Annotated in this window: 26 protein-coding genes; all 26 read right to left on the bottom strand. The window is 63.9% G+C overall.

Annotated features, from left to right (window positions below; translation table 11 throughout):
* Nucleotides 1-33: 33 nt before the first annotated feature.
* The 26 genes from fliQ to flgB all read right to left on the bottom strand — a co-directional run bounded on the left by fliQ (nt 34) and on the right by flgB (nt 22,198).
* On the bottom strand, nt 34-300 hold the full coding sequence (fliQ, locus tag ASD12_RS05400; protein WP_056582650.1) for a flagellar biosynthesis protein FliQ: 267 nt from the start codon (nt 298-300) through the stop codon (nt 34-36).
* A gap of 24 nt (nt 301-324) precedes the next feature.
* Nucleotides 325-732, bottom strand: a complete 408-nt coding sequence (gene flgD / locus ASD12_RS05395) for a flagellar hook assembly protein FlgD (RefSeq protein ID WP_056582649.1) — start codon at nt 730-732, stop codon at nt 325-327.
* Nucleotides 732-1,175 (bottom strand): flagellar biosynthesis repressor FlbT, encoded by a 444-nt coding sequence (flbT, locus tag ASD12_RS05390; protein WP_056582647.1) that lies wholly within the window; start codon nt 1,173-1,175, stop codon nt 732-734. The genes flgD and flbT overlap by 1 nt, the downstream gene beginning before the upstream one ends.
* Complete coding sequence (flaF, locus tag ASD12_RS05385) at nt 1,172-1,519, bottom strand: flagellar biosynthesis regulator FlaF (RefSeq protein ID WP_056582645.1); 348 nt, start codon at nt 1,517-1,519, stop codon at nt 1,172-1,174. Before flaF ends, flbT begins: the two co-directional genes overlap by 4 nt.
* 31 nt (nt 1,520-1,550) lie before the next feature.
* Entirely contained in the window at nt 1,551-2,594 is a 1,044-nt protein-coding gene (locus ASD12_RS05380; protein ID WP_056582644.1) for a flagellar hook-associated family protein, read from the bottom strand.
* A gap of 3 nt (nt 2,595-2,597) precedes the next feature.
* Nucleotides 2,598-4,052 carry a flagellar hook-associated protein FlgK gene (gene flgK, locus ASD12_RS05375; RefSeq protein WP_056582642.1) on the bottom strand — a complete coding sequence of 485 codons (1,455 nt, stop codon included), beginning with the start codon at nt 4,050-4,052 and terminating at the stop codon, nt 2,598-2,600.
* A 27-nt stretch (nt 4,053-4,079) separates the two neighbouring features.
* Nucleotides 4,080-5,336 carry a flagellar hook protein FlgE gene (locus ASD12_RS05370; protein WP_056582640.1) on the bottom strand — a complete coding sequence of 419 codons (1,257 nt, stop codon included), beginning with the start codon at nt 5,334-5,336 and terminating at the stop codon, nt 4,080-4,082.
* Nucleotides 5,337-5,436: 100 nt separating this feature from the next.
* Nucleotides 5,437-6,105, bottom strand: a complete 669-nt coding sequence (locus ASD12_RS05365) for a response regulator transcription factor (RefSeq protein WP_056582638.1) — start codon at nt 6,103-6,105, stop codon at nt 5,437-5,439.
* Nucleotides 6,106-6,328: 223 nt separating this feature from the next.
* The gene (locus ASD12_RS05360; protein WP_056582636.1) at nt 6,329-6,916 is read right to left on the bottom strand and encodes a transglycosylase SLT domain-containing protein; all 588 of its coding nucleotides are present in this window, start codon (nt 6,914-6,916) and stop codon (nt 6,329-6,331) included.
* Nucleotides 6,846-8,243: a flagellar hook-length control protein FliK gene (locus ASD12_RS05355; protein ID WP_056582634.1), complete on the bottom strand. Its 1,398-nt coding sequence runs from the start codon at nt 8,241-8,243 to the stop codon at nt 6,846-6,848. The genes ASD12_RS05360 and ASD12_RS05355 overlap by 71 nt, the downstream gene beginning before the upstream one ends.
* Nucleotides 8,240-9,622 carry a hypothetical protein gene (locus tag ASD12_RS05350; RefSeq protein WP_056582632.1) on the bottom strand — a complete coding sequence of 461 codons (1,383 nt, stop codon included), beginning with the start codon at nt 9,620-9,622 and terminating at the stop codon, nt 8,240-8,242. The genes ASD12_RS05355 and ASD12_RS05350 overlap by 4 nt, the downstream gene beginning before the upstream one ends.
* On the bottom strand, nt 9,619-10,989 hold the full coding sequence (locus tag ASD12_RS05345; RefSeq protein ID WP_056582630.1) for a MotB family protein: 1,371 nt from the start codon (nt 10,987-10,989) through the stop codon (nt 9,619-9,621). The genes ASD12_RS05350 and ASD12_RS05345 overlap by 4 nt, the downstream gene beginning before the upstream one ends.
* A complete protein-coding gene (locus ASD12_RS05340) occupies nt 10,986-11,612 on the bottom strand; it encodes a hypothetical protein (protein WP_056582628.1) in 627 nt (208 codons plus the stop codon). Before ASD12_RS05340 ends, ASD12_RS05345 begins: the two co-directional genes overlap by 4 nt.
* A 3-nt stretch (nt 11,613-11,615) precedes the next feature.
* Nucleotides 11,616-13,262: a flagellar basal-body MS-ring/collar protein FliF gene (fliF, locus tag ASD12_RS05335; RefSeq protein ID WP_056582626.1), complete on the bottom strand. Its 1,647-nt coding sequence runs from the start codon at nt 13,260-13,262 to the stop codon at nt 11,616-11,618.
* A gap of 135 nt (nt 13,263-13,397) precedes the next feature.
* Nucleotides 13,398-14,462, bottom strand: coding sequence for a flagellin (locus ASD12_RS05330; protein WP_056582624.1), 1,065 nt, complete (start codon nt 14,460-14,462; stop codon nt 13,398-13,400).
* Between the two features lie 267 nt (nt 14,463-14,729).
* Complete coding sequence (locus tag ASD12_RS05325; protein WP_056582621.1) at nt 14,730-15,731, bottom strand: flagellin; 1,002 nt, start codon at nt 15,729-15,731, stop codon at nt 14,730-14,732.
* 235 nt (nt 15,732-15,966) lie between these two features.
* A complete protein-coding gene (gene fliP, locus ASD12_RS05320) occupies nt 15,967-16,698 on the bottom strand; it encodes a flagellar type III secretion system pore protein FliP (protein WP_023810007.1) in 732 nt (243 codons plus the stop codon).
* A complete protein-coding gene (locus ASD12_RS05315; RefSeq protein ID WP_056582619.1) occupies nt 16,695-17,189 on the bottom strand; it encodes a flagellar basal body-associated FliL family protein in 495 nt (164 codons plus the stop codon). Before ASD12_RS05315 ends, fliP begins: the two co-directional genes overlap by 4 nt.
* Before the next feature lie 19 nt (nt 17,190-17,208).
* A complete protein-coding gene (gene flgH / locus ASD12_RS05310; RefSeq protein ID WP_056582618.1) occupies nt 17,209-17,919 on the bottom strand; it encodes a flagellar basal body L-ring protein FlgH in 711 nt (236 codons plus the stop codon).
* Nucleotides 17,916-18,494: a MotE family protein gene (locus ASD12_RS05305; RefSeq protein ID WP_056582616.1), complete on the bottom strand. Its 579-nt coding sequence runs from the start codon at nt 18,492-18,494 to the stop codon at nt 17,916-17,918. Before ASD12_RS05305 ends, flgH begins: the two co-directional genes overlap by 4 nt.
* A gap of 9 nt (nt 18,495-18,503) precedes the next feature.
* Complete coding sequence (locus ASD12_RS05300) at nt 18,504-19,592, bottom strand: flagellar basal body P-ring protein FlgI (RefSeq protein ID WP_244482750.1); 1,089 nt, start codon at nt 19,590-19,592, stop codon at nt 18,504-18,506.
* Between the two features lie 149 nt (nt 19,593-19,741).
* The gene (flgA, locus tag ASD12_RS05295; RefSeq protein WP_056582612.1) at nt 19,742-20,269 is read right to left on the bottom strand and encodes a flagellar basal body P-ring formation chaperone FlgA; all 528 of its coding nucleotides are present in this window, start codon (nt 20,267-20,269) and stop codon (nt 19,742-19,744) included.
* A 3-nt stretch (nt 20,270-20,272) separates the two neighbouring features.
* Nucleotides 20,273-21,061 (bottom strand): flagellar basal-body rod protein FlgG, encoded by a 789-nt coding sequence (gene flgG, locus ASD12_RS05290; RefSeq protein WP_013529795.1) that lies wholly within the window; start codon nt 21,059-21,061, stop codon nt 20,273-20,275.
* Nucleotides 21,062-21,072: 11 nt separating this feature from the next.
* Nucleotides 21,073-21,399 carry a flagellar hook-basal body complex protein FliE gene (locus ASD12_RS05285; RefSeq protein ID WP_056582610.1) on the bottom strand — a complete coding sequence of 109 codons (327 nt, stop codon included), beginning with the start codon at nt 21,397-21,399 and terminating at the stop codon, nt 21,073-21,075.
* Nucleotides 21,399-21,815 (bottom strand): flagellar basal body rod protein FlgC, encoded by a 417-nt coding sequence (flgC, locus tag ASD12_RS05280; RefSeq protein WP_056582608.1) that lies wholly within the window; start codon nt 21,813-21,815, stop codon nt 21,399-21,401. The genes ASD12_RS05285 and flgC overlap by 1 nt, the downstream gene beginning before the upstream one ends.
* A 2-nt stretch (nt 21,816-21,817) precedes the next feature.
* Entirely contained in the window at nt 21,818-22,198 is a 381-nt protein-coding gene (gene flgB / locus ASD12_RS05275) for a flagellar basal body rod protein FlgB (RefSeq protein ID WP_056582607.1), read from the bottom strand.
* Between the last annotated feature and the right edge of the window lie 32 nt (nt 22,199-22,230).

Below are 22,230 nucleotides of genomic sequence, written 5' to 3'. Positions count from 1 at the left end.
TGGCATGTCGCGGCACACCTTCCTGGAACTGGCTCAGAAGCCGTTCTGGATGCGCTCGAAGATGACGTTGGTGAAGGCCGATATCTGGCTGCCGATGAAGGGGCCGGTCAGCGCCACCACCAGCATGATGGCGACGATCTTCGGCACGAAGGTCAAGGTGATCTCCTGAACCTGCGTCAGCGCTTGGATGAGGGCGATGCCGATGCCGACCACCATGGCGACCAGCACCACCGGCGCGGACGCGGTGAGCACCGTCCATACCGCGAACTGGACGATATCGAGAGCGTCGGCCTCGTTCATGGGACTGGCTCTCTGTCGAAAGCGTCAGCTCGCAGCCTTGACCGAGACTCCCGGGCCTACCGCGACTTCCGTGCCATTCTGCAACACGGCGATGAGACCGCTGCTGGCGAGGCGCACCGAGGCCACCGTGCCCGTCGTCTTGCCGTCGGCGGAGGTTATCGAGCGCCCGATCAGCGCGTCGGCCTGTGACAGTGCCGAGGATTGCATGATCTGGCCGAGCTTGGTGTTGGTTTGCACCGATTGCTCAACCTGCGAGAAGGTGGCGAGCTGGGCGACATACTGCGTCGAATCCATCGGCTTGGTCGGGTCCTGGTTCTTCATCTCGGCGATCAGAAGCTTGAGGAAGGACTGGTAGTCGACCGCTGTCTTCGAAGTCGACGCGGTGGCCTGGTTGGCGCCGGTCGGTATCGTCGTCGTCATATCCACATTCATCAGTATCGTGCTCCCACAGCCAGCGGGCGCTGGGCACCCGGAACATCGTCATTGCCGCCCAACGCGCGGCGTTCGAGCGGATAAAGCGCGCGGATTGCCTTCAGCGCCTCGTAGATATGATCCTCGCCGACCATGCGGTCGATCTGTTTCAGCGCCCCGCAGATCTGGGTGTCCTCGAAGTTTGCCAGCAGCAGCGGTAGCGAACGGCGGAACATGTCGCGCGCGGCGGCCGCGCCGGCCGGGTTCATCAGCATGACCTGCAGGATGAAATACAGCTGCTTGAGCGGTGTCGAGGCGTCGTCGGCCTGGATCACATGGCTTTCGAGCAGGAACTGGACGTCGTTCATCAATTCGACGGTGACCTTGCGGTCGACCCGGATGACGGCGCCGTTGATGTAGATCTTCTCGTTCGGCTTCAGCGATATCTTCAGCGTGTTGGTCATTGAATGCCGTCCCTGATGATCTGGGACACCTCGATCAGCCCTTCGAAATTGTTGGTGCGACCCTGGCGAATGTCTTCCGCCTCGCGCAGCAGCCACAGGCCGATGGAAATGAGGTTGGCGCGCAGCTCCTTGGGCAAGGCGTTGTCGCTGGAGCCGAGATCCTCGACGAAGGCGGTCCAGACGCGGTTGGTGAAATGCAGCGCCTCGATCGCCTCCATCGAACTGTGGCCGGCCGCCGCCGCCGCCGCCAGCATGTCGATCGAGCGGGTCAGGAGCTCCCGCTCGCGGTCCTTCGCGTCGGCAACGGAGGTGCTCTGGATGTCGGCGTAGGAGAATTGGTACATCGTTGGGGCTCTACCGTTCCGTTAAGCGTTGTCAGGTCAGGTAATTCAACAGGCTGAGCTGCTGCAGGCGTGCGGTCAGCGCGAAGGACGTTTCGATGTGCTGGGTCAGGTCCGCGACCCGGGTCGCGGCTTCGGCCGGATCGACGCCTTCCAGATCGAGAATATGCCTTTCGAAAAGGTCGACCTGCGTTTTCATGCGGTCGTTTGCATCGGAAACCCGCTTCTGGACGATACCGGTCTCGGATTGAATCTGGGCAATGCCGCTCAGAGCTTCGCCGACGATTGCCGTCGAGCGGCTGACGACCGTATTCTTCGCGGCCTGGCTGATGTTGCTGGACATCAGGCTGCTGACCATGGCTGCGGCCATTGCGAGCTTCTGGATGCCATCACTGTTGGCGCTGGTCGAGGTTGGGGTGGTCTCGTTGAGAGCGATGCGGCTGACGATCTGCTGGTCGGTGGCGTTCGACCAGTTGCCCTGCCAACCCGCGCCCGTGAACTGCGGCGCGACATCATTGGTGATGAAATCGTCCATCTGGGCAGCCGTGATGTTGGCCGCTGTCGGGTCGTCCTGGGTGAAGCCGAAGTTGGCGACGAAAGCGGCGTCGAATGCCGCCTTGGCGGGGGAGCCGGCAGCTGTGAAGTCGTTGATCGGCTTGACGTCGGTGTTGGTGCCGGCGAACAGGTATTCGCCATTGACGCTGGTGTTGAGGATCGAGGTCAGCTGCTGGATGGTCGCCTTGCCGGAGGATTGGGTGAGACTGTTGGAAGAATCGCTTGATGAAGCGGTGGTCAGGGCGGACAGAAAGGTTTGCGCGGCGCTGGAGAGCTGGCTAAGCGAGGTCTGCGTCGAGGAGAGCCGGGCGCCGACCAGGCCGTTGGAATCGATGATGACGTTGAGCCGGTCAAGATCGCGCTGGAAGGTGACGGCCTGGGTGGTGCGCCCGCCGAGAGCCAGCCCGACATCGGCGACCCTGCCCGTCGAGGATTCTTTCGTGGCTTTGACGAGATCGGCCTGCATGCGCATCTGCTGGGAGCGCATGGCATTCGACAAAGCGGCTGACGAGACTGAAGTCATGGATTATCCCACCGCGTTGAGCAAGGCCGTCAGCATGTCGTCGACGGTTTTCATCATCCGGGCCGATGCCTGATAGGTGTGTTCGAGGTCGAGGAGGAGCGACATTTCCTGGTCGACATTGACGCCGGTCGCGTTGGACAGCGCCTCGGCGCTGCGCGAGGCCAGTGCTTCCTTGGCGTCGGAAGCGGTTGAAGCCTGCTGGCGCAAGCCTTCGAACCAGCCGATCGAATTGGCCGCGTAGTCGGAAACGCTGGAGGTTGCCGAAACCCCGGCTGCGGGGTCGAAGGTCATCGGCTGGTCGAGCCGGTCGCCATAGGCAACCAGAAGGGTGGAATAGGATGCGCCGCCGCCGGTGTTGGCGACATAGGCGGCTCCGTTGGCGCCGCCGTCGCGCAGCAGCGTCGGATTGCCGCCGCTGCTCGGGTCCATCGCCGCATTGACGCTGATGGAAGCGGCAAGGCCGTTGACCAGCGTGCCCGCGGCCGGGATGGCCGGCGCCCCCGACCAGGTGAACAGGCCGGCTGCATTGGGCATCGAAGGTGCGGTCTCGGCAAAGGCGGTGATCAGGCCACGCGCTGTCTCGTCGAGCTGGCTCTGCATGGTCGAGGCGACGCCGTCGCGCAATTGCAGCAGGCCGGCAAGCGTGCCGCTGGCGCTGGTGTTGCCGCCGGCTCCCGCCGAGATCGGCACATTGTCGATATAAACGGCATTGCCTGCCGCGCCTGCGGTGTAGCCGGCGGATGCCGCGAAGGTGACCGTGCGCGGTATCGTCTCGAACAATGTCGTGCCGTCGCCGGTGGTGATGACCATGTCATTGTCGCCACGCGTGAAGGTCGACACCGGCACATAATTCGAAATCTTCTTCAAAAGCGCGTCACGCTGGTCGAGCGCGTCGGAAACGTCGGTGCCGGAACGGGTTCCGGACATGACCGCCGTGTTCGCATCCTGGAATTGGCTGAGCAGCGAGTTCAGGTCGTCGACGGCCGTGGCGATCTGGCCGTCGGTCTGGGTTCGGAAATCCTGGACGGCCTTGGAGCCTTCATTCAGCGAGCGCACGACCTGCTTGGCTGCGTCGATGACGCTGGCGCCGAGGTTCTGATTGGACGGCGAGGTGGCGTAGAGCTGCAGCGCCTTCTGCAGGTCGGCAATCGCGGTCGAGGGTGAGGACGCATTGTCGACGCCATTGACCGCAACACCTAGCTGATCCATGCCGCTGTAGAGCGCGTTCTGGCCGCTCCAGGCCGACAGCGCGCCGAGGTTCTGGCGGAACAGAAGGTCGTTGGTGGCGCGCTGGATATCAACCGAACGCGCGCCCGGCGCCGTGCTGGTGACGACGGCCTGACGGCGCGAATAGTCCGTGTTGGTGGCGTCGGCGACGTTGCGCGAGACGACGCTGGTCTGTCGCGCGGTGTTCATAAGTGCCGACTGGGCGATACTCAATGCGGTAGACAGTGACATGCGGGTCTTTCGCGGGCGGCGCCCGTCTTATCGCTTCAGGTTGACAAGAACGTCCATCAGATCGGAACCGGTCTGGAAGACTTTCGAATTAGCGGTGTAGCTGCGCTGCGCCGCGATCATGTTGGTCAGTTCTTCGGCGATATCGACGTTGGAATTCTCGAGCGCGCCAGAGATGATGGAGCCGAGCTTGCCTTCATTGGCGAAGCCGACACGGACCGCGCCGGATTCGGTGCCCTGTGAATAGACGTTGCCGGGCAGCGCGGTGAGCTGGTCCGGGCTCTGCACGTCGGCCAGCGGGATCTTGTAGAGCGGCTTGGTGGAGCCGTCCTTGTACTGCGCGTAGATGGTGCCGTCCTTGCTGATCTGGACCTTGTCGATGGTGCTCGGCGCGTTGCCGTTGACCTGGGCGTCGGAAACGGTGAAGCCGGTGCCGAGCTGGGTCAGCGCCGACAGATCGAGCGAAAAGGCGGCGCCATTGGGCACCGTCAGACCGACGCTGTCGACGGCGCCGGTCAGCTTGCCGGTGCTGGTGTCGAAGGTCAGGTTGGCTGAGCCCAGCGCGCCGCCGGTGTAGGGGAACGCTGTTCCGGGCGTGGCCTGCGACTGGTCGAAGACCGCCACCTGCCAGGTGCCGACGCCTGTGTTGGTGAAATAGACGTCGAGCAGCTTCTTGTTGCCGAGGTTGTCATAGGCGACCATCGAGGATTTCGACGTGTACTGTGCGCCGACAGCATTGGTGGTGGGCAGATTAGCGGCAGCGACCGGTGTCGCGCCTGCCGGCAGGTTGCCGGCATAGCTACCCTCGGTGCTCGGCGTTGCGGTCATGCCCTGGTCGGAGATGACAACAGGAACCAGTCCCTCGAAGCCGTTGACCGTCGCTGCCGGCACGCCATTGTCGTAGCTATAGGCCATCAGTTGGAAGCCGGCCGAGTTGACCAGCCTGCCCTGCCCATCGGGAACGAAGGCGCCGGCGCGGGTCAGGTAGGGCGTACCGCTCGGATCCTGAACGACAAAGAAGCCATCGCCGCTGACGGCAAGGTCGGAGACCGAGGTCGTGTACTGGAGGACGCCCGGATCGCTGACCGCCTGACGGATCGTCGTGGTGACGCCGCCGGAATTGTAGGCACCGCCCGTCGATGGCATGACCAGCGTCGAAAATTCGGCGGAGGACCGCTTGTAACCGGTGGTGTCGGAATTGGCGATGTTGTCGGCGACCGTCGACAGGCGATTGGCCTGCGCGTTCATGCCGGCAACGCCGGTCCGCATCATTCCGTAGAGGCTCATCGAAACGTCTCCCCAATGTGCATGCCACTGGCTCCAGTGTGGATGCCACTGGCTACGAGGCTACGCGTGTTTTCTTGCGCGAGGCTGGCGCGGCGCTGCATCAGAAGACGAGCCGGTAGCCAAGGAAACGCTTGGAATCGATCGGGTCGGTGCCCAGCTTCTCGCGCAGCTTCTTGCGCAGTTTGCTGATGTGGCTTTCCACCACGTTCTCCTCGACCTCTTCGTCGAAAATGCCGTAGATGGCGTTGAAAACCTGGGTCTTGGTGACGCGACGCCCGCGATTGCTCGCCAGATATTCGAGGATGCGGCGCTCACGGCGCGGCAAGGGCAGAGGCTGACCGTTGATCTCGGGGTCGCGGCCGTCCATGAAGATGCGCATGGCGCCGATCTCGGTGTAGGCGACATCTTCCTGGGCGCGGCGGCGGATGGCGGTGATGCGGGCCAGGATCTCTCTGATATGGACGGGTTTGCGAATGACGTCGTCGACGCCGCTCTCGAACAACCGAAGCGTGTTCTCCAGGGAATGCTGTTCGCTGAGTGCAATGACCGGAGCGCCGGTGCGGTCGCGGATCTGGCGGGGAGAGATGGAGCCTTCGCGGCAGTCGCCGATGAGGAAGGCTCGCACCGACCTCAGATCGGTGTCGGCGGCCGAGTTCACCCACTCACCGAACTCGCCGGACGCAAAGCCTGCACAGGCGATGCCCTCACGATCGAAAAGTGAATTGTATCCCTCTGTTACGAGCTCGCGCTCGTCAACGATCACAATCATCGGCCCCGCCTTCCGAATCAAATCATTTGCCCCGTGAAGAGAGGCGTATCCGCTGGCGAGAATCCTGAACAACCGTCATTTCTTGTAGCTAGTTTCTTGGGAGTCTGGAATCGCATCGGTTGCATTAGCGTGCAACCAGATATGCTTTCGGTAGCAAGTTTTGACCAAGTCAAACCGACAATTCCGGGTTGTGCAGTTGGTTTATTAGAAGCAGAAAATACGCTTATGGGTTGCAGAAGCCGCGCGCATTCGCGGTCCATTTTCCAAAGCCGGTGGCGACCATGTTGGCAATGACGCGGCATACATAGATCTTCTGCGCCGGATCGTTGTCGGGGCCGGCATGATAGCGGGCGACGGCCATCGACCAGGTCTCGTGGCGGGCATGGAGGCTGGCCAGGAAGCGCGCCGCGTAGTCGACGTTCTGGCGTGGGTCGAGCATGTCCTCGACGCTGCGAAAATGCGATGCGTGGTAGTGATGGTTGATCTGCATGCAGCCCAGATCGATCAGCGTCTTGCCCTCGCGCCGGGCATTGGCGAAGGCGGCAAGGGCCTCGGTCCGGCTCCTCGGAAAGACCGCTTTTCCCTCTATATTCAAAGCGTTGGGTTGAAGGCTGCCCTTGATGCCGGTCTCCGTCAGGCCCACGGCATAGAGGATGCCGGCGGGCACGCCATAGCGATCGGCGGCGCGCAGGATTTCCGGCTCGCAAGGGTTGGCCGCGGCTGCGGCAGCGCTTGCCGCGCTAGATAAAGATATCGCCGCCAGCGCGCTCGCGAGAAGGCGAACTGCCGCGGCCGTAGTCCTGCGCGTCATCGTTGCGTTTCCCTGAGGATTGCTGGCCCGATTGCTGGCCGCCGGCTCCAGAGCTGCCGCCGCCCGAATTCCCCGGTTGAAAGGATGATGGATCGCGGCCTGTTGCCGTCGGCAAGGGGGCGGTTGCATCGGTGCGGGTTGTAGAGGGAACTGCTACCGAAGGTTGCAGGATTGTGACCTTGTCAACCTCGAAGCCGAGACCCCGCAGCGACTTGACGATGGCCTCGCTGTCGGCGGACAGCCGACGATGGGCGTCGTGTGTTTCGGGCTTCAGCTCAATCGAAAGTTGTTCTCCGGAGAGGCGAAGATGGGCCGTCACCATGCCGAGTTCGGCGGGGTGAAGTTCGATCTTCAGCACATGTGTCGGAACGGCAACAGGGCTGGCCAGCTGAGCGGCCGTGGATGAGGCTGAAAGCGCCTTTTGCGAGCCGCTGTCGGCGGCTATGGCGTTGATCACATTGAGGGCTGCCTGGCTGATGGGACTCTGCGGCGGTGCGGGGAAGCTCTGTTCGGACACCACGTCGATGCGTGGGGCGGACAGGGACTGTTTCCCCGCTTCGGGCCGCATCGAGGACTGGACATCCCCGATACTCTTCATCGCCGCCGCGGTGTGCTTCGACTGCACGCCGGGCACGTCGGCAGCGGGGGCGTCCGGCAGCTTCAGGGCCGCCACGGTGTTGTCGCGTTTCGGCGCGCTGGAGGCAGAGCTCGGTGGCTGGGCGTCAAGCTCCGTCAAAGGCCCGTCGACGATCGACACCTGCTCCGGCTTCGAGATGGTTTCGAGGGCCTCGCGTTCGGCCGAGGACTTTGCTCGATAGGTCTTCGGCAGTGGAGCTTGCCCGTCGAGCGCCGGATCCGACGGGCTCTCGCCGGTGGCTGCGTCGCGCCCGGATGCCTTGGCCGATGTCGAGAAATGGCGCAGGTCATGAAACGCGATCAGCAGCGACAGGTCGTCCTGAAGCGGCACGGCATCGGCATCCGGCGTCGTCTCTTCGGCATTGGCATCGTCCTTGTGCGCCTTTGCATCCAGATCGTCCTTGCCGATTCTCACGGTCGGCACCTTGGCAGAGGTGGTCTCTCCGGGACCGGCCGAAGCCGGTTCGGCCTTGCCGCCATTCCCGGCAAGGCCGGCGGCGAGCTTGCCCCAGCGCTGGTCGCGCGATCCCGCCTCGGTCGTCGATTGCCGTTCCGGGCGGGTAGAGCCGGTGTCGCCGCGCAACATCTTGCCGAAGCCGTCGTCGTCGTTCCTGCCATTCGCTGCCGGTTGCTCCGACGACGCGCGCGTGGAGGCAAATCCTGGCAAGGCCGAGCCGAGGCTGGTGGTCATTTGGGGGCGGCTCCAAGCATCTGGTCGATCAGGTCGAGCTGTCGACGTGTTCTGGTCATGGCGGCGTCTGTCGGATCGATGGGCTCGGGACCGGCCGCGGGCGACGGTGCCGAAGCCGGCATGACAGTCGCTGCGTCGGCGGATGTGGCTGCAACCGCCGCCGTGTCCGGCGCATTGGCGGCCGGTCCACCGGGGGCCGCAGTGGCGGCAGGTTGCTCCGCGATCGCGCCTTCGACCGGTGGCAGTCCGCTGTGATCGGCGCCTGGCGCCGTGGCGATCTTGGGCGCCGGTGATTGCCCGGCCGCAACAGGAGCAGGCTTTTCCTGGGGAAGGGCGGCGGGCGGCGCGACGACCTCGCCGGCAATGGCCTGCGCGGCATCGAGCAAGGCGCGGTCGCCTTGCGACAATCTGGTGCGGTCGATCTTGCCGAGCTTGGCGCGAACGTCCTCGATGGTGCCCGAGGTGACGGTGGAAAGGCTGGCATAGAGCAGGGCGCGAGGATCGTCCTGGTTGGTGTTGCCGTCGCGGCCCCGCTCGGCCCGCGCCGAAGCAAAAGCCGACAGCTCGTTCAGGCCGTCGATCGCGGCGCGGCGGGCGATGCGCAGATAGATCACCTTCTCGCGCTCGGCATCCATCATCGAGGTGATGTCGGCCAGCTTGTCCTGACTGATCGACATGTGCAGCGCGATGACGCCGGTGACGAAGGAGTCGGCGAACTGGCTGGCATAGGGCGAATAGAGGTAGCGCTCGACATATTGGGTGGAGGCAAGCGCGAAGCGTGCCGCGTCGCCTTGCCCGGCTGCAATGCCGACCGAACGGCGAAGTGCGGCTTCCTCGACCAGCGTGCCAGGGCTGAGCAATCTTGCCTGGTCGAGCAGACCGAGTGCGGCCGCGGGCTGGTCGCCGGCAAGCAACGAGCCTTTGACCAGGGCAAGGAAAGCACCGAGATCGGGAGGCAGCGCCATGGGGTCGATAGGCTTCAAGGCTTCGATCGCCTCGCCGGGCCGGCCGGTAAGGTAGTCGATCACGCCTTGGGCTATGGCAAGGCTTTGCGGGTCCGTCGTGGCGCGCGACGTGGCGGCTTCGACGGTCACCGGGTTACCGCCGCTCATGCCGTAGACGAGCAGGGCGCGAAAGTTCTTGGGATCCTTGTAATCCTCGGCATCCGCCGTGCGCAGGCGCGCATCCGCCATCTCCAGCAGTTTGGCCTGCATCGGCAGGGCGGCATGGTCGCCGGTGGCAATGCGGTCCTGGATGAGCTGCAGCGAGCGCACCAACTGATATGGCTGCAGCGCCTCCTGGGCGAAGCCGGTCGACGGGTGTCCGCCGGCCAGCAGCAACAGGCCAAGCAACCGGCTGGTGACGGCCGCTCGCCTCATCCGCCGGTTGCCATCAGGATTTCGATGCGGCGGTTTACGGCCGACAATGGATCCGCGGGATCCTTCGGCTGGCGATCGGCGAAGCCGGCGACCTCGGTGATGCGGCGTTCGTCGACGCCACCGCGCACGAGCATGTAGTAAGCGGAATGCGCGCGCGCCGTCGACAGTCGCCAATTGTCGTAGCTGTCGCTGCGGAACGGCCGGGCGTCGGTGTGGCCGTTGATGCTGATGGTGCCCTTCTGGCTGTTGACGATGCGGCCGATCTTCTCCATCGCCAGCACCAGTTCGCGGCTCGGCAGCGCCGAGCCAACCTCGAACATGCCGAAGTCGAGCTGGTCGGTGATCGAGATGACGACGCCCTTGTCGGTGGCTTCAACGGAGACGCCGTCGTGCAGCTTGTCGCCGGGCTTGAAGGCATTGGCCAACTGCTGCTTGACATCGGCCGCTGCCTTGACTGCAGCCGCGGTCGGCGCCTTCTCGCCGGTGTCGGGCTTGGCAGCCTTTTGCGCCTCGGCCTCGGCCTTGGCTGCGTCCGCAGCCTTGGCATCGTCCGGCTTGGTCTCGCCCGGTTTGACCTCGCTCGGCTTCGTGTCGCCGGCCTTGGCCATTGCGGTGGCGGCGTTCACAGCTTGCTTGCCTGTCGCGTCCTTGGCCAGCGGCTCGGGCGGTGCGGCCGCGACGGGCGGCACGGCCTTTACCTTGGCGACCTGTGTTTCAGCGGCCTTGTCGCCGGGCTTGACAGGATCGCCCTCGATCCTGGTGCGCTCGGCACTGGCCTCAGCGGCGGGCGCCGCGACCTGCTGCGACCAGAAATCGGGCTCGAAGGGATCGCGATAGGAGGCACCGCCGGAGGCGCCCGTCGCCGGGCCGGCAGCCTGCGCGCCGCCGTCACCCTTCTGACTGACATTCTGCATGACGCCGGTATCGGTGGCGATTTCCGAAAGCACCGCGTAAGGATCGGCGAACAGATGCTCGTCGGAGTGTTCCGCTTGCGGGAGTTCTTGCTTGTCCTGTTTGCGGTCCGCCGAGCCATCGCCGTCCTGGCCGGCCTTGCTGGTCGCCTTCTTCGGATTGTCGGCCGTCGTCCCAATCGCGCGCGGACCGTCGCCGAGATCCTCCAGGCCCTTGCGGCTCGAATTGCGGTCGACCAGCTTGACCGGGTTGAAGTAGCTGGCGACGGCTGCCTTGGTCTGTTCGTTGGCGGCGTTGATCAGCCACATGACCAGGAAGAAACACATCATGGCGGTCATGAAATCGGCGAAGGCGATCTTCCAGACGCCGCCATGGTGGGCCTCGTCATGGTCATCATGACCACGCCGCACGATGATGATTTCGTGGGGTGTGTGTCCGGCCTCGGCGACGCTCATGCCAGAACCTCTGAGAGGGTCGTCGACCATTCGGCCATGCGTGTCTCGAACACCGCTTCGTCGATGGCGACGGTGAGGTCGAAGCCTGGTGCCTCGACAAAGTCGAGATTGGCCGCGCGCGGCCCGAGCGATGCCCTCAGTGTCTCGAACAGCGAGAGCGGCCCGCGCACGACGACACGCACCGCCTCGGCATCGCCGACGGCTTCGCGTATTGCGCTAGCGAGCACCTCGATCGAGCGTTTCTGCAGATCGTCACTGACGATGCCGCCGATGATGCGGGCGACCGTGGTCGCGACAAGCCCGGTCACGCGTGCCTCCATGACATCGATACGCGACGAGACCGCCTTGCCGAGATCGTCGCCGAGGCTTTCGAGAAATACCCTTGCTTCCTCTGCATTGGCCTGGCGCTCGGCTTCGAGCGCGGCATCATGCGCGATCGACAGGCGTGCCTCGAGCGCCGCCTCGGCCTGAACAACCGCTTCCGCGATCAGCGTGCCGATATCGGCTTGCGACGTCGGTGCCTCGGGCTTGTGTTCGGGATCGGCCGCGACGCGAGGCTGGCCGGCACGGTGCGTGCGGGTGCCAAAATCAGGCAGGAGGTCGAAAAGGGCTGCGGAGGGCATGGCTTACACCGCGACTTCCTGGGCAGCCCATTTGCGCAGAATCTGCGCTGTGCGTTCCTCGTTGAGGTCGACCATCCGGGCAAGCCGATCCTGCGGGGCCGGTCTGATCTTCTGGCGAAGATCGTCGAGCGGTGTCGGACCGGGGCGCGTGCCGGGCAAGGCGGCAACTGCGGCATTGTCGGCGGCGGCCGTTGCTTCCGGCGTGGGCAGCGAGCGCTGGACGTCATCGAAGCTGGGGCCTGACAGGGCCGGTGTCGCCTTTGCCGTCAGCGCCGCCGCCATCGGCTTCAGGCCGAAGAAGGCGACCAGGAACACCACGACGATGAAGGCGCCGGCGTTGATCAGGGTGCCGGCATGCTGGCCGATGGAATCGAGCATTCCAGCCTGCGGGATCGCCTCGCCATCCAGCCCGTCGATGAACTCTACCGCCGACACATCGATGACATCGCCGCGCTTTTCGTCGAAGCCGGTTGCCGAGGTCACCATCTTCTGGATGTCGGCGACACGCTTGGCAATCTGCTCAGGCGTGGCGTCCTTGCCGAGGATGGCCGTCAGCCGCTGCTGGTTGACGACGACGGCAATCGACATCTTGGTGACGCTGTAGCCGTTGGAGACCGTGGCGATCTTCTTCGAATTGATCTCGTAATTGGTGATTTCTTCCCTGCGGTCGTTCTGCGAAGAGGATTGCGGTCCATCGGTGGCGGTTGCCTGGGTTTCGGGCAGGTTCTGCTCGACGCTGGCCGGGGTCGAGGCCTGCTTCTGGTTGTTGTTCTCGTTGGCGCGCACCGACTGCACCGAGCGCTCGACGCGGGAGTTTGGATCGAAGATGGTTTCTTCCGTCTGGCGGGTGTCGGTGTTGACCTCGGCCTTGACGCTGGCGCGGAAATTGTCGGGGCCGAGATAGGCCGTCAGCGCGCGGCGGATGTTGTCGCCGATCTGCGCCTCGACGGTCTGCTCGACGCCGAGCGTGCGGGCGGCGCTGGTGTTGGAAGGATCATCGCCCGCGGCCAGCAGATTGCCGCTGGAATCCAGGACCGTCACCTTGTCGGCCGACAGGCCGGGGACCGCGGCGGCGACGAGATGGCGGATCGACATGGCGCTCTTCTCGGCGTCGATGCCGGCGTAGCGGATGACCACAGAGGCGGAAGGCTGCTGTTCGTCGCGGCGGAAATTGGCGCGTTCGGACATGACGATGTGGACGCGCGCCGCCTTGATGCCCGATATAGACTGGATGGTGCGGGCAATCTCGCCTTCCAGCGCGCGCACACGAGTGATCTGCTGCATGAAGGAGGTGAGGCCGAGCGAGCCGACATTGTCGAACAGTTCGTAGCCGGCATTGGCGCTGGTCGGCAGGCCCTTTTCGGCAAGCAGCATGCGCGCCTGCGCGGTGGTGCCGGCCGGCACCAGCACCGAGGTTCCGTCGGCGCCGACGTCGAAGCCGATGCCGGCTTCGCCCAGCACCAGGCCGATCTGGTTCACGTCGGCGCGGTCGAGCCCGACATAGAGCGTGTCGTAGGCGGGACGGTTGAGGTAGACCGAGGCGATGCCGATGACGCCCATCACCAGAACGGCGATGCCCGCCAGCATGGCGAGGCGCTTCACGCCAAACCCGCGGAGATTCGAGATGATGCTCTGGATCTGTTCCGGCACGGTTCGACGACTCCCAGGATGATTGTCCGCCGGAACACTAGTCCTCGAAGCTTGTGCGAAAATGAAATCGGGCCGCGCTTGCGGCGCGGCCCGTCAATCGGAGTGCGAAAAGCAGGGCGCTGGTGGCGCCCGCGATTAGTTCTTGAACAGCGACAGGATAGACTGCGAGGCGCTGTTGGCGATCGACAGCGACTGGATGCCGAGCTGCTGCTGCACCTGCAGCGCCTGCAGGCGGGTCGATTCCTTGTTCATGTCGGCATCGACGAGCTGGCCGACGCCGCGGTCGATGGAGTCCATCAAGCTCTGGGTGAAAGTCTTCTGCAGGTCGATGCTGCTCTTGGCCGAGCCGAGGATGGTGGCGGAATCGGTCAGCTGAGCCATGACCTTGTCGATCCTGGTCACCATCTGGGTGATGATATCGTCGGTTACCCCGGCTGCCGTGATGTCGAGGTTGTAGGCGGAAATATTGTCGACCTTGGCGACCGCTCCCGCCGCCAACTGGCCGGCGGCGTTCGCGGCGATGTCCGTTCCTCCGCCGGCGATCGCGGCACTATAGGCGGTGTCATACAGGGTCTGAGCGGCCCCCGTGGAATAGATCGAGGTCTGGCGATCGAGGGTGCCGTAGTTCTTGACGTCTGTGGCAAGGCCATAGTCGAAAAGCTTGGTGCCTTCGACATCGATATCGATCGTTCCAATCGAAATGGCGCCGGATGAGGAACGATTGAATGAGGACACGATCTGGGAGTCGGGCTGGGCGCCGTCATTGGCCGCGGCAACCTGCTTGGAGGTCACCGCAAGGAAATTCGAGCCCGAGAAGGTGGCCGCGTCGGCAAAGGACTTCATCTGCGCCTGAAGCGCCTTGATCTCGGTCTGGGTTTTTGCCTTGGCTGCGTCCGTCTGGCCGACGGTCGAAAGCAGCTTGGTCTTGATCTGGCCAATCGTCGTCAGCACATTGTTCATGCCGGTGTAGGCGGTGTCGACTTTGGAGGCGCCGAGGCCGAGTGCGTCTTGCACCGTCGACAGGGCCGAATTGTCCGAGCGCATCGTGGTGGCGATCGACCAGTAGGCGGCGTTGTCCGAGGCCTGCGAGACCCGGTAGCCGGTCGAAATGCGAGCCTGCGTCTGTTCGAGTGACTTGTTGGTGGCGCTGAGGCTTTGAAGTGCGGTCAACGCCGCAGCGTTTGTCATGATGCTCGCCAAGAAAGTCGCTCCTTCTCAAAAGCCGACATGCTCAGACATGCCGGATAGGCCTGTTCAACGGGTGGCATCGTGCCGGTAGGGCCGATTCGCCAACGGTTGTAAGCTATTGGTTAACCATAATTAGCGCGCCATGGTTAACAGCCTGTTAAACGCTGGCTTTCGAGAGTTAAGGACCGAGGGTTGCGCGGGGCTGGAGCAAAACGCAAATCGGGCCGCGCTTTTGGCGCGGCCCGATTTTTAGTGCGAATTGTGGTGGAGCGGAGGCGATTAGCCGCGGAAGAGCGACAGGATCGACTGCGAGGAACCGTTGGCGATCGACAGAGCCTGGACGCCGAGCTGCTGCTGGACCTGCAGAGCCTGGAGACGGGTCGATTCCTTGTTCATGTCGGCATCGACGAGCTGACCGACACCGCGATCGATGGAGTCCATCAGGTCCGAGGTGAAGGTCTTCTGCAGGTCGATACTGCTCTTGGCGGCGCCGAGCGTGGTGGCCGAGTTGGTCATGTCGGCGAGCGCGGAGTCGATGACGGTCAGCATCTGCTTGATCTGCGTATCGCTGGCAGCCGTGCCACCCGAGAAGATGGAAAGCGAGGCGGCCGAATAGGTGTCGGTGGCCAGTGCAGCCGCGCCCAGGGCTGTCTGGGTGCCGGAGACCGCGGCGACCGTACTGCCGTCGGTGCCGAGGCGGTACGTGTCAAGGATGCCCTTCGCGAGGCCCGCGGTGGTGCCAGCTTCATACAGCTTGATGCTTTCCACCTTGACGTCGATGGTCGAGATCGAAGATGCGCCGGCCGCGTCACGGTTGAACGCCGAAAGGATCTTCACATCGGCCGCCGTCGTGGCTGTTGCGCCGCTGTCTACGGACAGCATGTTGGTGCCGGAGAAGGTGGCGCCGTCGGCGTAGGACTTCATCTGCGCCTGAAGAGCGGTGATTTCTGTCTGGGTCTTTTCCTTCGAGGCATCCGTCTGGCCGTAGGAAGCCAGCAGCTTGGCCTTGATCTGGTTGATGGTGGAGATCGCGCTGTTCATGCCGGTGTAGGCGGTGTCGACTTTCGAGGCGCCGAGGCCGAGTGCGTCCGAAACGGTGGACATTGCCTGGTTGTCGGAGCGCATCGTGGTGGCGATCGACCAGTAAGCGGCGTTGTCCGAGGCCTGCGAGACGCGGTAGCCGGTCGAGATGCGGGCCTGGGTGTCCTGGAGGGATTTGCTGGTGGCGTTAAGGCTCTGCAGAGCCGTCAGCGCGGCGGAGTTCGTCATGATGCTGGACATGGGTACTCGTACCTTGGTTTTACAGGTGTTTTCTTGACATACCGGGCCTCCCGGTATGACGGTGCGGCATCATGCCAATGATCTCTGAAATCGATCACCCGCCATCTGCGAGCGAATATGCGGGCAAGTCCCTACCAAAGGGCTAAACCGGACGGTTAATCGAAAATATTTTGCTTGAAATTCTGTACCTGTGCGGCACGGCCGCGACCAGTTACCAGGGATCAGCCGCCAGCGGTCAATTGAAGGAGCGCACCAGGCTGCCGACAAGCAGATTCCAGCCGTCGATCAGGACGAAGAACAGGATCTTGAACGGCAGCGACACCACCGTCGGCGGCAGCATCATCATGCCCATCGCCATGGTGATGGTGGCGACGATCAGGTCGATGACCAGGAAGGGCAGCACGATCAGGAAGCCGATCTCGAAGCCGCGCCGGATTTCCGAGATCATGAAGGCGGGTACCAGGATGCGCAGGTCGACGGTGTCGCGCGAAACAGTCTGGCCGCGCTCGCGGGCGAGATCGGCGAAGAGGTCGAAGTCCTTGTCGCGCACATTGCGCAGCATGAAGGTACGGAACGGATCCGAAATCTTGTCGAAGGCTTCGGTCTGGGTGATCTGGTTGTCCATCAGCGGCTTGACGCCGGTGTTCCAGGCTTGGTCGAAAGTCGGCGCCATGACATAGAAGGTCATGAACAGCGACAGCGAAATGAGAATGAGGTTTGCCGGCGTCGACTGCAGGCCGATGCCGGCACGCAGGATCGAGAAGGCGATGACGAAGCGGGTGAAGCTCGTCACCATGATCAGCAGGCCCGGCGCCACCGACAGCACGGTCAGCAGGCCGAACATCTGGATGATGTAGCCGACGGTGGTGCCGTCGGCCTTGCCGATGCCGCCGAGATCAAGCTGCTGCGCCGCCGCGACCGACGTGGCGGCCGCGATCATCGCCGTGGCGAGAAGGAATTTTCTCATTCGAGCAGCAATGTCCTGATGAGGATCTGTTTGGCGTGACCCTGGCTGCGGATCGCGGCGCGCTCCTCGAGATCGGCCTTCAGGTGCTGGTAGCCGCTGGCGCCTTCGATCTGATGCATCTTCAAGGTGCGCACCAGCGCCAGAAGGTCCTGGTGGATGTCATCCGACATTGCCTGTAGCTGCGGTCCGTCATAGACCACGGACACCTCCATCCTGATCCAGGTATCGGCAGGCGAAGCGATGTTGGTGGTGATTGGCGCCAGCACGACGAGCGTCGGCCCCACGCCCGGCTGTTCGGCCGCAGCCGACTGCTCGACCTTGCCTTCGTTCTCAGGCGCCACCGGTACCGACGCAGGGGCATCGACGCCCTTGAGATAGCCGCCGGACATCCAGCCCATGCCGATGGCGGCGGCCGTCACGACCAGCAGCATGGCGGCCTGGATGGCAAGGGAGGGACCCTTGCGCGGCTGACCCTGTTCGACATTTGCCACGGTGCGGTGTTCCCCAATCCTAGAACGGAAGAACCTGGTCGAGAATCTGCTGGCCGTAGGCAGGTTGCTGGACCTCGGTGATGCGGCCGCGTCCGCCATAGGAGATGCGCGCCTCGGCGATGCGTTCGTAGGGAATGGTGTTCTCGGCGCCGATGTCGGCCGGCCGCACGATGCCGGCAATGGTCAGCACCCTGAGTTCGGCGTTGACGCGCACCTCTTGCGATCCCTTGATCATCAAATTGCCGTTAGGCAGAACATCGATGACGATGGCGGCGACATTGAGCTCCAGGTTTTCCGATCGCTTGATCTCGCCGTCGGCCGTCGTGTCCGTGGTGGAGTTGAGAGCGCCAGCACCCTTGCCGGCGGTGCTGCCAACCTTGTCCCATTCCGCGCTGATATCGAAACCGAGCTTGCGGTTGGCGGTGCGGCTCCTGTCGTTCTGGTTCTTGAAGTTGGCCCGGTCGTTGATCTTGATCTTGACGGTCAGGATGTCGCCCTGGGACAGCGCCCGCGGGTCGGTGAACAGCCGGCTCTGGCGGTCATCCCACAGCGAGAATTTCCTGGGCGGTGCCGGCGGTGTTTCCGGATAGCGATAGAGAGAGCCGGTGCTACCATCGTCGATGCCGGAACCGACCGGCGACAGAGCCGGATCCCTGCCGACCTCCTTGAGGTTGGTTCCGCAGCCGGACAGCACGGCAACCGCGCACAGGAGGAGCATCTTGCGGATCATGACGGATCTACCCTTCGGGCTGCGCTGGCCATGATGCCGGTGAGCGTTGCCGCCGCCTTCTGGTCCATTTCGTTGAGGATGACGCTCGCCTTGCGTGAATCGAGCTTCATCAATATGGCCGCCGCCAGATCGGCGTTGACGATGGCCAGCCGCTCGGCGGCGGCGTCGGGTTTCATGCCGGCATAGATCTGGACGACGCCGTCTTCGGCCCTGGCCAGGAAAACCTCGCGCCGCTTCAGCCAGGTCTCGTACTCGGCTTTCTTTGCATCCAGAGCTTTCATGCGCTCGTCAATGCCGGCCTGGAGCTGCTTCAGTTCCGCCGCCTGCAAAGCATAACGGCGATCGCGGGCGGCGTCGGCGATGTTGGAGCAGAAGCGCTCGATCTCGGTCTGGTCGGGTGCCTTTGCCCGCGCCGTTTGCGGCGCCGCCGCTGCAACCGGTGCTCCCGGCAAGACCTGGCGGACCGTCTCCTCACCACGTGCGGTATCGCCGGCAAAGGGCAGTGCCGCGAGAACGGCGGTCGCGAGCAGGATTGCGGCGGGGCGGCGTCTTTCGTAGCGTGAGAGGGAGATCATCGGCGTCGCCTATTGCAGAACCAGGTCGGCCTGCAGGGCGCCGGCCGACTTGATGCCCTGCAGAATGGCAATGATGCCGTCCGGCTTGACGCCGAGACGGTTAAGGCCGGAAACCAAGGTCTGGAGATCGGGTCCGTCAAGCACCGCAACGCGGGCGTCGGGCCGGCTGGCGTCGATGGCGGTGAACGGTTCTACGGCGGTCTCGCCCTTGGAGAAGGGCTCGGGCTGCACGACGCGCGGTGCTTCGGTGATGCGCACGGTGAGCGTGCCGTGGCTGATGGCGACCCGCGAGATCTTGACATCATTGCCGATGACGATGGTGCCGGTGCGCTCATCGATGACGACGCGGGCCGGCGTGTCGGATTCGACCACCAGGTTCTCGATCTCGGCATAGAAGCGCGCCGCCGAAACACCCTTCGGTCTTCTGATCTGCACAGTGCGGGAATCGCGCTCGGCCGCCACCCGCATGCCGAAACGCTGGCTGGTGTAGTCGTTGATAGCGTCCGCGATGCGGATCGCGGTCGAGAAATCTGGGTTGCGCAATTGCAGCGTCAGCGTCGCCTGATCGTCGAACTCGGCCTGGACGGCACGCTCGACGATCGCGCCGTTCGGCACGCGTCCGGAGGTCGGCACGCCTTGCGTCAGTTGCTCGGCCTGCCCCTGGGCGGTGAAGCCGGACACGATGACCGAGCCCTGGCCGACGGCATAGATCTCGCCGTCCGCCGCCTTCAGCGGCGTCATGATCAGCGTGCCGCCGGAAAGCGAGGTCGCGTCGCCCATCGAGGAGACGTCGATGTCGATGCGGGCGCCCGACTGCACGTAGGGCGGCATGTTGGCGGTGACGATGACGGCGGCGACATTCTTGGCGCGCGCGCTGCCGCCTTCGGTGGCGATGCCGAGATTTTCGAGCATGGCGCGGATCGACTGTTCGGTGAATGGCGAGTTGCGCAGGCTGTCGCCCGATCCGGCAAGGCCGATGACCAGGCCGTAGCCGACGAGCTGGTTGTCGCGCGAACTCTGCAGCTGGGCGATGTCCTTGATGCGCGAGGCGACCTGGCCCGGCGGCAGCGAACTCGGCCCGGTGGAAACCCGGAACATGCGGCTGGTGGTGGCCGGATCATATTCAGGATCGTTGTAGACGCCGCCATTCTTGGCGGCGAGCTCGCGCTTGGCCTTCGGCGTCAGGCCGTCGGCCAGTGCCGGCTGCAGGCCAAGCACGGCTGCCAATATCAGGGTAAGGCCGCGCATCATGAGGCGCTGACCTGGATGGTGCCATCCGCCATCACGACGCCGGACAGGATCTTGCCGCTGTCGATGTTGCGAACCTTGACGAGGTCGCCCGCGGCACCTGGCTGCAGCGTCACGGCGGTCGCCGAGATCGTCAGTCCGCCGGCGATGAAGAAGACCTGCACGGAGGCGCCCTGTTCGACCAGCCAGGCCTCGCGGATGGCGGTGGAGGGGATGTAGCGGCCGGGCAGCAGCGTGCGCTTGGCGACCTTGCCGTCGAGTTCCTCGGCCCGTGTGACGACTCCGTCCGGCTTGTGCTTGCCGGCGATGAGGGTCACCTGTTTCAGGGCTGTGAGTTCGATGGTCTGGCCGGGATAGATCACCCGGTTGGGGATCAACACGACGTCGCCGACAGGTTGATTGCTGACGATCTCGGTGGCCGATTGGTTTGTCGACTCCTGGGCAAAAGCCGGCATGCCGCCGGCCACCAGCGCAAGGACGAGCGCGGTGCGGCGGAATGCGGACAGGAGGCCGGGCGTCGACATCATGCGTTACCTGATGTTCTTGGAGACGACGGAGGCCATGTCGTCGGCGGCCTGGATGACCTTGGAGTTCATCTCATAGGCGCGCTGCGCCGAGATCAGCTCGGTGATTTCCTTGACCGGGTCGACGTTGGAGGCTTCGAGATAGCCCTGCTGGATGGTGGCAAAGCCGGGATCGCCCGGGACGCCGACATTGGCCGGCCCCGAAGCCGTGGTTTCCTGGAACAAATTGTCGCCGAGCGGTGCCAGGCCCGCCTCGTTGGCGAAATTGGCGATCTGAAGCTGGCCGAGGTTCTGCAGGTCGGTCTGGCCATCGATGCGGGCAAAGACCTGCCCCGTCTTGTTGACGATGACCTCGACGGCATCGACGGGGACGTTGATTGCCGGAATGACGGCGGCTCCGTCGACTGTCACCAACTGGCCGGTGGCGTTGGTGTTGAGCGCGCCGGCGCGGCTGTAGAGCGTGCCGCCGTCGGCACCCTCGATCTGGAACCAGCCTCTGCCGGTGAGCGCCAGGTCGAAACTGTTGCCGGTGCTGGTCAGTTCACCCTGTGTGTGCACGTTGCGCACGGCCGTCGTCTTGACGCCGAGGCCGATCGAGACGCCCTCCGGCACCAGCGAGGCGTTGGAGCGGTTGGGCACACCCTGCGTGCGGTCGACCTGATAGAGCAGGTCGGAGAATTCAGCACGAGCGCGCTTGTAGCCGGTGGTGTTGATGTTGGCGATGTTGTTGGCGATGACTTCCAGATTTGTCTGCTGGGCATTCATGCCGGTGGCGGCGATGGCGAGTGCTTTCATGGCGGAATTCCTCAGATGCCCATTCGACTGACTTCGAGATAGGCGGAAACCACCTTGTCGCGAATGGCGACGGCGGTCTGAAGCGCCTGCTGCGCGCTCATCACGGCGTCGACCACCTGACGGGTGTCGACGTCGCCCTTGAGGGCTTGCACCGACACCTGCTCGGCATTCTGCAGTGTGTTGATGGTCTTGGAGGCTGCCTGGCTTAGCGCCTCGGCGAAGGAGGTGCCGATGTTGCCGCCGGCCGAAGGTGTCGCGCCGCCCTGGAGCAGGCTTGTCACCGCGTCGTCGCCGCCGATCGACGACTTGAACTGAAGGGCTCCGATACCGCTGATCATTACTGGTTCCTCATCAGGTCGATGGTCATGGAAATCAGGTCGCGCGCCTGCTTGACGACCTGAAGGTTGGCCTCGTAGGAGCGGTTGGCCTCGGTCATGTCGGCCATTTCGATCAGCACGTTCACGTTGGGCATCTTGACGTAGCCCTTCTCGTCGGCGGCTTCGTTGCCGGGCTGGAACTCGACCGGAAAGTCGCTGGGATCACGATCGATAGAATTCACTGCAACCGTCGAGCTGCCGGAGGTCCGGTCGAGCTCGGAGACGAAGCTGATGGTCTTGCGGCGATACGGATCGGAGCCGGGCGTGGTGCCGGTCGACTGGGCGTTGGCCAGGTTTTCGGAAACCACACGCAGGCGCTCCGACTGGGCGCCGAGGCCGGATGCTGCGACTTTGAGGGCTGCGGTCAGCGCGTCCATGGTCAGCTCTTCACCGCCATCATCATCATCGAATGGAACGCCTTGACGATCGCCGTGTTGAGCTCGAAGGAGCGGCGGACTTCGCCGGCCTTCAGCAACTGGTCTTCCAGCACGACCGAGTTCTTGGACGGCATGACAACGCCGTCATCTTCCTGCGGCTTGATGGTGAAGCCGGCATTGGTCGCGGCGTTGCCGAGATGGCCAGCCTGCGTGGCCTGCAGCGATACGGCTGTGCGATCGAGGACCTTTTCGAACGGCTCGACATCGTTTGCCTTGTAGCCCGGCGTGTTGGCGTTGGCGATGTTGCCGGCGACGGCGGACTGGCGCACGGCCAGCCACTGGGCTTGCTTGGCGGCGAGGTCGAAAAGGGAAACGGGCTCCATGGGAATCTCCGAGCGGGTTCCCGAAGACTAGG

This window comes from Mesorhizobium sp. Root102 (genome assembly GCF_001425625.1).
Taxonomy (GTDB): Bacteria; Pseudomonadota; Alphaproteobacteria; order Rhizobiales; family Rhizobiaceae; genus Mesorhizobium.
Note: the sequence above shows the minus strand (reverse complement) of the source record. Positions and strands in the feature narration are given on the sequence as shown.